This is a genomic window from Pseudomonas sp. TS_SC_3 (assembly GCF_056156225.1).
Genome location: NZ_CM149586.1, coordinates 2,859,583 through 2,871,676, shown reverse-complemented (window position 1 = coordinate 2,871,676; position 12,094 = coordinate 2,859,583). Strand labels below are relative to the sequence as shown.

The window sequence follows — 12,094 nt, the reverse complement described above, 5'->3', positions numbered from 1 at the left end:
GAGCGTCGTTTGCCCTGCTCGGCGCATTCCGGTAGCTTTGCCGCACGCGCGCGTAGGTTTTGCAGTGCCGTGCGCGGGTATCGCCTGGCGGCTCCGTCCCCGCCGTGTAGCCTCAGGCTGCACGCACCAGTTGGCGGCTTCTCTTTCGTTTCAACCCAGAACCAAGGTCATCATGGCTCAATACGTTTACACCATGCATCGGCTCGGCAAAGTAGTGCCGCCGAAGCGGGAAATCCTCAAGAACATCTCCCTGTCGTTCTTCCCAGGCGCGAAGATTGGCGTACTCGGCCTCAACGGTTCGGGTAAATCCACCCTGCTGAAGATCATGGCCGGCGTCGACACCGAGTTCGACGGCGAAGCCCGTCCGATGCCGGAGCTGAATATCGGCTACCTGCCGCAGGAACCGCAGCTCGACCCGAGCAAGACCGTGCGCGAAGTGGTGGAAGAGGCCGTGAGCCAGATTAAGGACGCCCAGGCGCGTTTGGATCAGGTCTACGCCGCTTACGCCGAGCCGGATGCCGACTTCGACAAGCTGGCCGCCGAACAGGCCAAGCTCGAAGCCATTCTGCAAACCAGCGATGGCCATAACCTTGAGCGTCAGCTGGAAGTTGCCGCCGACGCCCTGCGTCTGCCCGCTTGGGACGCCAAGGTCGAATTCCTCTCCGGTGGTGAGAAGCGCCGTGTGGCCCTGTGCCGCCTGCTGCTGTCGGCCCCGGACATGCTGCTGCTCGACGAACCGACCAACCACCTGGACGCCGATTCGGTGGCATGGCTGGAGCATTTCCTCCACGACTTCCCGGGCACCGTGGTCGCCATTACCCACGACCGGTACTTCCTGGACAACGTCGCCGGCTGGATTCTCGAACTCGACCGCGGCGCCGGTATTCCGTACGAGGGCAACTATTCCGGCTGGCTAGAAGCCAAGTCGGATCGTCTGGCCCAGGAATCCAAGCAGCAGTCGGCCCATGAGAAGGCCATGAAGGAAGAGCTGGAGTGGGTGCGCAAAGGCGCTAAAGCCCGCCAGTCCAAGTCCAAAGCGCGCCTGCAGCGTTTCGAAGAAATGCAGTCGCAGGAATTCCAGAAGCGCAGCGAGACCAACGAGATCTATATCCCAGTCGGCCCACGTCTGGGCGACAAGGTCATCGACTTCGTTAATGTCAGCAAGGGTTACGGCGACCGTGCGCTGATCGACAACCTGTCGTTCAGCATGCCCAAGGGCGCCATCGTCGGGGTGATCGGCGGTAACGGTGCCGGTAAATCGACCCTGTTCCGCATGTTGATGGGCAAGGAACAGCCGGACTCGGGCAGCATCGAGATCGGTGAAACCGTGCAGTTGGCCTGCGTCGATCAGAGCCGCGACGACCTCGACGGCAGCAAGTCTGTCTGGGAAGCCGTGTCCGGCGGTTCTGACATGATCAAGATCGGCAACTATGAAGTGCCATCGCGCACTTACGTGGGCCGCTTCAACTTCAAAGGCGGCGACCAGCAGAAGTTCGTCAAGGACCTCTCCGGTGGTGAGCGTGGCCGTCTGCACCTGGCACTGACCCTTAAAGAGGGCGCCAACGTGTTGCTGCTTGACGAACCGTCCAACGACCTCGACGTGGAAACCCTGCGTTCGCTGGAAGAAGCACTGCTCGACTTCCCTGGCGCCGCCATTGTGATCTCTCACGATCGCTGGTTCCTGGATCGCGTGGCGACCCACATCCTGGCGTACGAAGACGACTCGCATATCGAGTTCTTCGAAGGCAACTACACCGAGTACGAAGCGGATCGTAAAAAACGCCTGGGTGATGCTGCCGCGCAGCCGCACCGTGTGCGTTATAAGAAGCTGGCGCAGTAAGCCACGCTGTACAAAAAAACGGAGCCGCAAGGCTCCGTTTTTGTTTGGCGCGATTGATTCAAGCTCGGCCGCGCTGGTCTGATTCTGCGTGAAGGCCTGTGGTAATTGGCTGATCTGTGGCAATGCCCGGCGTATTGAGGGGCGCACACTGATGCAAATACACCCCTCAGGAGACTGCCATGACTGCGTTTGATCCCCAGGTTGAGCTGAGCCAACTGTTTAATGAATACAGCGCCCGTGCCCAGGCCATTCGCCATGACCTAGCGCGCAGCCATTCGGCTGATTTCGCCGAGCAAGCCCAGCAGCGGCAAAACGACGAGGTGCTGGAGGCGCTGCTGGTAGAGGCTGAAGCCGGGATGCGTCAGGTTGAGTTGGCCCAGCGTCGCCTGGCGGAAGGCCTTTATGGCGTTTGTCAGTGCTGTGGTGACGTCATCAACCCCGCCCGGCTGGAGGCCATGCCCGCCGCTGAGCATTGCCTGAACTGCGCTGATAAGGCCTGAGCACAACCCGCTCAGGCCTTGCTGATCTCACTTAGCAGGCGACGCGCAGCGGTTTCTGCTGCGTCGCTGTAAGGCCTGAGCACGCTGGCGGCGCCGGCATTTTCCAAGGCTTCGGCATCACCCGCGCGGAAGGCGCTAAGGGTGACCTTGCCTCTGAAGGTGCTGGCGCGCAGTGCGCGCAACAGGATGGCATTGACCTCGCGCTGAGGGATGGTGCTGATCATGGCTTTGGCCTGATTAAGCGGCAGGTGTTCTAAAAAGTCGCTGTCCTCGGCGTCGCCATAACAGACGTTAAGGCCCTCACTGCGGGCGTCGCTAAGTGCGCCAGGGTCAAAATCCACCCCCAGTACACGCAGGCCACCAGCTTCAAGTTGGTGGGCAAGCTGACGGCCATAACGGCCCATGCCATACACGACGACATCGGCGTGGCTGTTTTGCGGGTCGCTGTCATTGGCGTTCTCGCGGTGCGGGATGTGCCGCTCGAAAATCCCTAGCCAAGGCGCCAGTCGATCAAACAGCGGCTGCGAGTACAAAATCATGTAGGTGGACAGGGTGATGGTGATCAGCCCCACCAATGTGGTCAGGCCCAGCGCGTCTTGGCCAACATGGCCCAGGCCAATACCCATGGCGACAAAGATGATGGAGAACTCGCTGATCTGCGCCACCGTCAGCCCCGCCATAAAGCCGGTGCGTTTGCGGTAGCCCATCCAGCCCATGATGGCCATGACGATCAGCGGGTTGCCGATCAGCACGAATGCCGAGAGGATAAGCGCGCTGCCGATTTGCCCATGTATGTGGGCGAAATCCAATTGCAGGCCCAAGTGCAGAAAGAAGAACAGCAGCAGAAAGTCGCGCAGGCTGGTCAGGCGACTGGCAACGGCCTCACGCAGCGGCGTTGAGGCCAGCGAGAAGCCCGCGACAAAGGCGCCAATCTCTTTGGACAAACCCAGCGAATCGGCCCCCGCTGCCAGCAAAATGCCCCAGGCAATGGCCATCAGCATCAGCAGTTCGGGGGAGCTGGCCATGGTGTCTAGCAGGCGTGGTAGGGCATAGCGCATCAGCAGGTAAAGAATCACGCCACTGCCCAATAAGGTGGCCGCTAGCAGCAATGGCGGCAGCACCGGCGATTCACCGTTGCTCGGTTGATAGAGGTTAAGGCCGAGCATGGCCAGCACCACGGCGATGTCCTGCACGATCAGAAAACCCATGGCGATGCGCCCGTGCAGCGAGTCGATCTCGCCTTTGTCCGAGAGCAGCTTGACGATGATGATGGTGCTGGAGAACGTCAGCGCCACCGAGACATACAGCGCGGTCATCCACTCCAGTCCGAGCAGGTAGCACAGGCCGTAGCCAAAGACGATGGTGAAGGCCAGCTGGCCCAGGCCAGTGGCCAGCGCCACAGGGCCTAGGGTGCGCACCAGGCGCATGTCCAGCTTTAAGCCGACGACGAACAGCAGCACGGTGATGCCGATTTCGGCGAACAGCTCCAGCGGTTCGTTCTCGCTGCTCAGGCCCAGCACCGCCGGGCCGGCAAGAATGCCCACCAAGATGTAGGCGATGATCAGCGGTTGGCGCAGCTTGACGGCTACACCGCCCACTACCGCAGACAAGGCCAGCAATACCGCAACTTCCTGAAAAAGACTCATGGCGAGCTCCGTAAAAATCTGTGGCCATTCTAGAAAGAGTCGCGCGGCGGCGCCTGCGTCAGATCAAGCATATCGCTTGTGGATAAAGGCTGATGCAGCGATCATTTCCACCAGGCCCCCGTCCAAGGATTTCCAATGCCAGACTCCGTCGCAGCCCATTTGCGCCTTGCGCCTGAAGCACTTACACGTCCCTTTTCCCCTGAACAGTTCAACTTCACCAATACCGAAGACCTGGAGCCCTTTCGCGGCGTATTGGGCCAGGAGCGCGCCGTTGAGGCGCTGCAGTTCGGTGTGGCAATGCCACGTCCCGGCTACAACGTATTTGTCATGGGCGAGCCGGGTACTGGCCGCTTCACCTTTGTTAAACGCTACCTCAAGGCTGAAGCCAAGCGCCTGGAAACTCCGGCCGACCGCTTTTACGTCAACCATTTTGATGAGCCCCGCGAGCCGCGCGCACTGGAGCTGCCGTCAGGCACCGCCGCGCAGTTTCAGGCGGATATTAATGGCCTGATCGACAACCTGCTGGCGACTTTCCCGGCGGTGTTCGAGCACCCCTCGTTCCAGCAGAAGAAAAATGCCATCGACCGGGCGTTCAATAAGCGCTACGACCAGGCGCTGGATATCATCGAGCGTCTGTCGCTGGAAAAGAGCATTGCCCTGTACCGCGACAGCAGCAATATCGCCTTCACCCCTATGCTGGAAGGCAAGGCGCTGGATGAGGCTGAGTTTGCCCAGCTGCCGGAAGCCGATCGCGAGCGCTTTCATGCCGACATCGCCATGCTCGAAGAGCGCCTGAATGAGGAACTGGCCAGCCTGCCGCAGTGGAAGCGCGAGTCGAGCAATTTGCTGCGTCAACTCAATGAAGAAACCATCACCGTGGCACTGCAGCCATTGCTGGCCCCGTTGTCGCACAAGTATGCGGAAAACGCCGGTGTCTGTGCCTACCTGCAAGCGGTGCAGGTCAACCTGCTGAAAACCGTGGTTGAGCAGTTGGTTGAAGTGGACAAGATCGACGCGCAAACGCGCAAGCTGCTCGAAGAGCAGTACTGCCCCAGCTTGGTAGTCGGTCATCACGCTCAGGGCGGCGCACCGGTGGTGTTTGAGCCGCATCCAACCTACGACAACTTGTTTGGCCGCATCGAATACAACACCGATCAGGGCGCGCTCTACACCAGCTACCGCCAGCTGCGCCCCGGCGCGCTGCACCGCGCCAACGGCGGCTTTCTGATCCTTGAAGCAGAGAAGATGCTCGGTGAGCCGTTTGTTTGGGATGCGCTTAAGCGCGCCCTGCAATCGCGCCAGCTGAAGATGGAGTCGCCGCTGGGTGACCTCGGCCGCATCGCCACCGTGACCCTGACCCCGCAGATGATTCCGCTGCACCTCAAGGTGGTGATCATCGGCTCGCGTCAGTTGTATTACACGCTGCAGGACCTTGATCCAGACTTCCAGGAAATGTTCCGCGTACTGGTCGACTTCGACGAAGACATCCCGCTGGCCGACGACAGCCTGGAGCAGTTCGCCCAGCTGATGAAGACCCGCACCTCGGAAGAGGGCATGGCGCCGCTGACCGCCGCTGCCGTGGCACGCGTCGCGACCTACAGCGCGCGGTTGGCCGAGCATCAGGGGCGTTTGTCGGCGCGTATCGGCGATCTGTTCCAGCTGGTCAGTGAAGCCGACTTTATCCGCAGCTTGGCCGGGGATGACGTGACTGACGCCGGGCATATCGAGCGCGCGCTAAAAGCCAAGGCCACCCGCACGGGGCGCGTGTCGGCGCGGATCATTGACGACATGTTGGCCGGAGTAATTCTGATCGACACCGCAGGCGCCGCTGTGGGTAAGTGCAACGGCCTCACTGTGCTGGAGGTGGGTGATTCGGCCTTTGGTGTGCCCGCGCGGATTTCCGCCACGGTCTATCCGGGCGGCAGCGGTATTGTCGACATCGAGCGTGAGGTGAATCTGGGTCAGCCCATCCACTCCAAGGGTGTGATGATCCTCACCGGCTACCTGGGCAGCCGTTACGCGCAGGAGTTCCCCCTGGAGATCTCGGCGAGTATCGCCCTGGAGCAGTCCTACGGTTATGTCGATGGCGACAGCGCCTCGCTGGGTGAGGTCTGCACGCTGATCTCGGCGCTCTCGCGCACGCCACTTAAGCAGTGTTTCGCCATTACCGGTTCGATCAACCAGTTCGGTGAGGTGCAGGCGGTAGGCGGCGTCAACGAGAAGATTGAAGGCTTCTTCCGTCTGTGTGAGGCCCGTGGCCTGACGGGTGAGCAAGGCGCGATCATCCCGCACTCCAACGTCACCACCCTGATGCTCGATGAGCGGGTGCTGCAGGCCGTGCGCGCCGGGCAGTTCCATATCTATGCCGTGCGTCAGGTTGATGAGGCGCTGAGCCTGCTGGTCGGCACGGATGCCGGTTCACCCAATGAGCAGGGTCAATTCCCGGCCGGCAGCGTCAATGCGCGGGTGGTTGAGCGCCTGCGTGACATCGCCGCCATGGGCATGGAAGACGACGACAAGGACGAGCCGAAGAAGGAAGAACCGGTTGCTGCAGTTAAAGAGAAGAAGCCACGGGTGAAAAAACCGACGGCTGAATGACCGTTCGGCGGCGGCCATTCGCCCTGTGGCTGATCAGTCACTGAGCGAATCGGTCTGCCGTCCGGTATGCCTGGCTTGGGCCGGCTTTTCCTCAAACCATCCACACAGTTATCCACAGCCCATGGGGGTAACTGTTGGCTTCCCTCTGACGCTTGCGCGGGTGTAGGCTGAATGCCACCTCCCGAGAGGGTCGCCGCCATGTCGCGCAGCCTCAACCTCACCCGTCAGTGCCTAGGCCTGAATACACGCATTGAATGCATGGTGCTGCCGCTGGCCGGTAACAATGGTCTCTGGGCGTTGATCTGCGCCGCGGGTATGTCGGGCGCACAACCTTCTGCAATCAAGACGCAAGGCCCATTCCACGGGGCTTTGTCGGCAGAACACATTCTGCTTGAGATCGCCGAAAACCTGCGCACCATGGGCTATGAGCCGAGCACTGATGTGCCGATCTGGCGGCTGCCTATTCAGGCGCAATTGCGGCGGTTGAACGCTGAGCGTGGCCACCCCGTGGGTGATTTTCAGTTGCTGCCGGAAACCTAAGCGGGCACGTGGTGAGTATTTGATCAGGCTGCGCCAGCGCTACAGGCAACAGGCTTACAGCCATTCATCCTAAGCCTGCGCACAAGGTTATCCACAGCTGCCGGGGATAACCTGACTTGTCATGTATTGCCACATTCCAGGGTTGTTTGAGCGAGGCTGCTGGGTATACTCGCCGCCAGTTTTAAACCCTGAGAGAGCCCTTATGGAACGCTTTATCGAAAACGCCATGTATGCCTCCCGCTGGCTGCTGGCGCCCATTTATTTTGGCCTGTCGTTGGCATTGCTGGCATTGGCGTTGAAGTTCTTTCAGGAAGTCTTTCACATCCTGCCCAATGTCTTTGCTATGGCCGAGGCGGATCTGATTCTGGTGCTGCTGTCGCTGATCGACATGGCCTTGGTTGGCGGCCTGCTGGTGATGGTGATGATTTCCGGTTACGAGAACTTCGTTTCCCAGCTGGATATTGCTGAAGGCACTGAAAAACTCAGCTGGCTGGGCAAGATGGACTCCAGCTCGCTGAAGATGAAGGTGGCGGCTTCCATCGTGGCGATCTCTTCAATTCACCTGCTTAAGGTGTTTATGAATGCGCAGAACATCGATGACAGCAAGCTGATGTGGTACGTGATCATCCACATGGCGTTTGTGTTGTCGGCCTTCGCCATGGGCTATCTGGATAAGCTGACTAAGCACTAACGCCAAGCCGTTTTGCCTTCACTTACCGCCCGTCCGTTGCAAAACGGACGGGCGGTTTGCTTTCTGCCTTGTGCTTTTGCTGTCTTGTACAAGAATTGCACTTGTATAGTTTTTTGTATAACTTTGCCCGCCTGAGGATAGTGCAATGAACCTACAAGACCTTTCGCAATTCGCCCACGCCGGTCAAATCGATGCCCTTAACTTGATTTCCATCGAGGGTGGCATCTACCTGCTGCAAGCGCACATGGATGGTTGTATCCATCCGCTCAATGATGGCAATGGTAAAACTCTGCACCTGCGCTCCGTCGAGCATGCCCGCGATCTGCTGACTGATATGCCGCGCATCCCCTTCCACTTGGTACACGCGGTGGTGCACGACGAGATGTGCGGCATGCAAGACGGCACGCAAGATGTTCTGCGGGTACCCATTTCCTTTAATTCATCCTGGTAGTGATGTGACCTCAGCTGCCTCACTGTTTAGTCGTGCGCTGGCCATCATTGATGTGCAGATCACCGGGTTACACCCGGATAAAGATTGCATGTGGGAGATCGCACTACTGCAGGTTGATGGCGGCTCGGTGGTGGCGAGGCATACCTGGCTGTTAAATCCCGCCTGTGGTTTGCCGTCCAGTGTTTCCCGCGTGTCGGGCGTGTTGCCGGCAGAGTTGGTTGGTCAACCTCGGTTTGCCGACGTTGCTGGCGAACTGGCGCGCTGCCTGGAAGGGCGGATTGTGGTGGGGCATAACCTGCGCGTCGCGCATGCCTTTTTGCGCCGTGGTTTTGCCCTGGCTGGGCAGCGTGTGCGCTACCGACAACTGTGCACCCTGCAACTGGCGCGTGCGATCTGGCCTAACTTGGCCAGCTATAGCCTTGACGCGCTCTGCAGTGAGCAGAGCATTAACCGGTTCTTTCAGCACCGTGCATTACCTGATGCCGAAGCTGTTTGGCAGCTGCTGCAAAAACTGGTGGCGCAGGTCCCCGAAGACGTACTGACTCGGCAAATCGGCCAGCAGCTGCGTAAAGCCGCCGTGCCGCGTTTTTTGACCGCTGAGCGGCTACAGGCGCTGCCTGCACGCCCCGGCGTTTATTACTTTTATGGCGAGAATCAGGCCCTGCTGTACATCGGCAAGAGCCGCAATCTGCGTCAGCGGGTGCAATCGCATTTTCAGAACGACCATCACAGCCGGCGCAGCCTGCAAATGGCTCAGCAGGTGCGTGATATTCGGGTGCAGCCCACGGCGGGAGAACTTGGAGCGCTGTTGCTGGAGTCTGCCGAGGTGAAACGCCTGTTGCCCCTGTACAACCGCCAGTTGCGGCGTCAGCGTGATTTGCTCTCCTGGGTTTTTATCGCTGGTGTAGATGGCTTACAGCTGGAGCTGCGGGCAGTGGGGCATTCCGATCTAGAGACCAATAGCGTGGGCTTATTCCGCTCGCGGCGTCAGGCGCACGCTTGGCTGCGCGATGAAGCCGCTCGCAGCCGGTTGTGTCTGCGCGTGCTGGGCCTGGAGAGCGGTGTAGGTGCGTGTTTTGCAACGCAGTTGGGCGCGTGTCGGGGCGCTTGTTGTGGGCTTGAGCCACGCGCTGCACACGATGCCAGGTTGCTCGCAGGCTGCGAGCGGTTGCGTATTGCCTCGTGGCCATGGGCGGGGCCGGTCGCCTTGGTTGAGCGCGATCTAGAGCAGGGATTTTGCCAATGGCATGTGCTTGACCAGTGGCGACATGTGGCCACTGTTGATGATCCTGGGTTGATTGGTTCTGCCCGCCGGCAACCTGCACAACCATTCAGCCTTGATGCCTATCACATCCTACGCAGCCATTTACGGCGTTTTCCGCAAACCGAGGTTGTTGTTTTATGAGTATTCGCAGGCTTGCTCTGGTATTGGGTGATCAGTTGTCTTTCGACCTGCCCAGCCTGGAGGCGTTAGACCCGCAGCAGGACACCGTATTGCTCGCCGAGGTGGCGGCGGAAACCGACTATGTACCGCATCACCCGCAGAAGATCGCGGTGATCTTCAGTGCCATGCGCCACTTTGCCGAAGCCCTGCGTGAACGCGGCTGGCAGGTGCATTACGTCAAGCTGGACGACCCAGACAACAGCGGCTCGTTGCCGGGGGAGCTGCAGCGTTGGGCGACGCACTTGCAGGCGGGCGAAGTGCATATCACTGAGTGCGGTGAATGGCGTTTGGAAGACCAGCTCAGACGCTGTGGCTTGACCATAAACTGGCATGCCGACAGCCGTTTTGTTTGCGCTCGTGATGAGTTCGCGCGCTGGGCTGAGGGCCGTAAGCAGCTGCGTATGGAGTTTTTTTACCGCGAGATGCGCCGCAAGACCGGTTTACTGCTCAATGGTGATGGCACGCCGGTTGGCGGCGCCTGGAACTTTGATGCGGAAAACCGCAAGGCGCTGCCCAAGCAAATTAAGGCGCCAATGACGGCGCGCTTCCCGGCAGATGAGACCACTCAAGACGTGCTGGCGCTGGTGGCTAAGCGCTTTAGCCATCACTACGGCAGCCTTGATGCATTTGATTACCCGGTTACTCACGCCGAAGCGGAGGGGCTGTGGCAGCACTTTTTGGAGTTCGCCCTGCCAGCCTTTGGCGATTATCAAGATGCCATGGCGGTGGGTGAGCCGTTTCTGTTTCATGCCAGGATCAGCGCAGCGCTGAATATTGGCCTGCTGGATGTGCGGCGCCTGTGTGCGGATGTTGAGGCTGCCTACTGGCGCGGCCAGGTGCCATTGAACGCCGCCGAGGGCTTTATCCGCCAGTTGATTGGCTGGCGTGAATACGTGCGCGGCATTTACTGGATGCACATGCCCGAATACGCCGAGCGCAATACCTTCGGCAACATCCGCGCCTTACCCGAGTTTTACTGGACCGGCAAAACCCGCATGAAGTGCATGAGCCAGGCCATCGGTCAGACCCTGGAGCATGCCTATGCTCATCACATCCAGCGCTTGATGGTCACCGGCAACTTCGCCCTGCTGGCCGGTATTCAACCCAGCCAGGTCTGCGACTGGTACCTGGCGGTGTACATGGATGCTTTCGACTGGGTCGAGCTGCCTAACACCCTGGGTATGGTTATGCATGCTGATGGTGGTTACCTGGGCTCCAAGCCCTATTGCGCCAGTGGTCAGTACATCAAGCGTATGTCCAATTACTGCGGCAGCTGCGCCTACAAAGTGACGGAAAGCGTGGGCGAGCAGGCCTGCCCGTTCAACGCCTTGTATTGGCACTTTTTGATGCGTCACCGCGAGCAACTGAGCGGTAATCATCGCTTGGGCATGATCTACCGTGGCCTGGACAAAATGACTGAGGCCAAGCAGCAGGGGCTCTGGCAGCGCGGTGAACAGCTGTTGGCTCGCCTGGATGCCGGTGAGGTGTTGTGAAAAAAGCTGATTTGCCGGTGAAGGCTTGCCAAGTCTGCGGTTTGCCCTTCACGTGGCGCAAGAAGTGGGCGCGCTGCTGGGATGAGGTGAAGTACTGCTCTGAGCGCTGTCGCCGTCACCGTTCAGCGGCGCCCGGTGGTTAGGGCGAGGAGGGCGTTTGTGCTAGTCTTGCCGGCCATTTTTAGCCCCTAGCGGAGCCGTACTATGACCGATATCAATCTCTCGACTGACGAAACCCGCGTCAGCTACGGCATCGGCCGTCAACTGGGTGGTCAGCTGCGTGACAATCCGCCGCCGGGCGTAAACCTGGACGCTATCGTCGCGGGTCTGACTGACGCATTCACGGGTCAGGAAAGCCGTGTTAATGAAGCCGAGCTGACAGCCAGCTTCAAAGTCATCCGCGACATTATGCAGGCGGAAGCCGCCGCCAAAGCCGAGGCCGCTGCAGGCGCAGGCCTGGCATTCCTGGCTGAAAACGCCCAGCGTGATGGCATCACTACACTGGCATCCGGTCTGCAATATGAAGTGCTGAGCAGCGGCACTGGCGCCATGCCAACCCGCGAAGACACCATTCGTGCTCACTACCACGGCACCCTGATCGACGGCACGGTGTTCGACAGTTCGTACGATCGCGGTCAGCCTGCCGAATTTCCGGTTGGCGGCGTGATTGCCGGCTGGACCGAAGCCCTGCAGCTGATGAATGCCGGCAGTAAATGGCGCCTGTATGTGCCGAGCGAGCTGGCTTACGGCGCGCAGGGCGTGGGCAGCATCCCGCCGCACAGCGTGCTGGTGTTTGATGTGGAGCTGCTGGACGTTCTCTAACGCTCAGCTGGTTTCCTTCGCGGGCATGGGCCACCTACTAGGTTGTAGGCGCGGTGCATGCCCGCGATG

Annotated in this window: 11 protein-coding genes; 10 read left to right on the top strand and 1 reads right to left on the bottom strand. The window is 59.8% G+C overall.

Annotated features, from left to right (window positions below; all coding sequences use genetic code 11):
* Positions 1 to 172 precede the first annotated feature (172 nt).
* Together ettA and AC0J6G_RS13755 are read left to right on the top strand one after the other, a co-directional pair.
* The gene (gene ettA, locus AC0J6G_RS13760; RefSeq protein ID WP_475248589.1) at positions 173 to 1,840 is read left to right on the top strand and encodes an energy-dependent translational throttle protein EttA; all 1,668 of its coding nucleotides are present in this window, start codon (positions 173 to 175) and stop codon (positions 1,838 to 1,840) included.
* 179 nt (positions 1,841 to 2,019) lie between these two features.
* Positions 2,020 to 2,340, top strand: a complete 321-nt coding sequence (locus AC0J6G_RS13755; protein ID WP_475248587.1) for a TraR/DksA family transcriptional regulator — start codon at positions 2,020 to 2,022, stop codon at positions 2,338 to 2,340.
* An 11-nt stretch (positions 2,341 to 2,351) separates the two neighbouring features.
* Here AC0J6G_RS13755 and AC0J6G_RS13750 read toward each other — a convergent pair whose 3' ends face one another.
* Positions 2,352 to 3,986, bottom strand: a complete 1,635-nt coding sequence (locus tag AC0J6G_RS13750; protein WP_475248585.1) for a cation:proton antiporter — start codon at positions 3,984 to 3,986, stop codon at positions 2,352 to 2,354.
* Between the two features lie 135 nt (positions 3,987 to 4,121).
* Between AC0J6G_RS13750 and AC0J6G_RS13745 the strand changes: the two genes are divergently transcribed.
* The 8 genes from AC0J6G_RS13745 to AC0J6G_RS13710 all read left to right on the top strand — a co-directional run bounded on the left by AC0J6G_RS13745 (position 4,122) and on the right by AC0J6G_RS13710 (position 12,025).
* Complete coding sequence (locus AC0J6G_RS13745; protein WP_475248583.1) at positions 4,122 to 6,584, top strand: Lon protease family protein; 2,463 nt, start codon at positions 4,122 to 4,124, stop codon at positions 6,582 to 6,584.
* A 198-nt stretch (positions 6,585 to 6,782) separates the two neighbouring features.
* On the top strand, positions 6,783 to 7,124 hold the full coding sequence (locus tag AC0J6G_RS13740) for a PA4575 family protein (protein WP_475248581.1): 342 nt from the start codon (positions 6,783 to 6,785) through the stop codon (positions 7,122 to 7,124).
* 202 nt (positions 7,125 to 7,326) lie between these two features.
* A complete protein-coding gene (locus AC0J6G_RS13735; RefSeq protein ID WP_475248579.1) occupies positions 7,327 to 7,815 on the top strand; it encodes a TIGR00645 family protein in 489 nt (162 codons plus the stop codon).
* 145 nt (positions 7,816 to 7,960) lie between these two features.
* Positions 7,961 to 8,266: a DUF6482 family protein gene (locus tag AC0J6G_RS13730; RefSeq protein WP_475248577.1), complete on the top strand. Its 306-nt coding sequence runs from the start codon at positions 7,961 to 7,963 to the stop codon at positions 8,264 to 8,266.
* 4 nt (positions 8,267 to 8,270) lie between these two features.
* Positions 8,271 to 9,671, top strand: coding sequence for an exonuclease domain-containing protein (locus AC0J6G_RS13725; RefSeq protein ID WP_475248575.1), 1,401 nt, complete (start codon positions 8,271 to 8,273; stop codon positions 9,669 to 9,671).
* Complete coding sequence (locus AC0J6G_RS13720; protein WP_475248573.1) at positions 9,668 to 11,203, top strand: cryptochrome/photolyase family protein; 1,536 nt, start codon at positions 9,668 to 9,670, stop codon at positions 11,201 to 11,203. The genes AC0J6G_RS13725 and AC0J6G_RS13720 overlap by 4 nt, the downstream gene beginning before the upstream one ends.
* Entirely contained in the window at positions 11,200 to 11,346 is a 147-nt protein-coding gene (locus tag AC0J6G_RS13715; protein WP_475248571.1) for a DUF2256 domain-containing protein, read from the top strand. The genes AC0J6G_RS13720 and AC0J6G_RS13715 overlap by 4 nt, the downstream gene beginning before the upstream one ends.
* Before the next feature lie 61 nt (positions 11,347 to 11,407).
* Complete coding sequence (locus tag AC0J6G_RS13710) at positions 11,408 to 12,025, top strand: FKBP-type peptidyl-prolyl cis-trans isomerase (RefSeq protein ID WP_475248569.1); 618 nt, start codon at positions 11,408 to 11,410, stop codon at positions 12,023 to 12,025.
* The last annotated feature ends 69 nt before the right edge of the window (positions 12,026 to 12,094 follow it).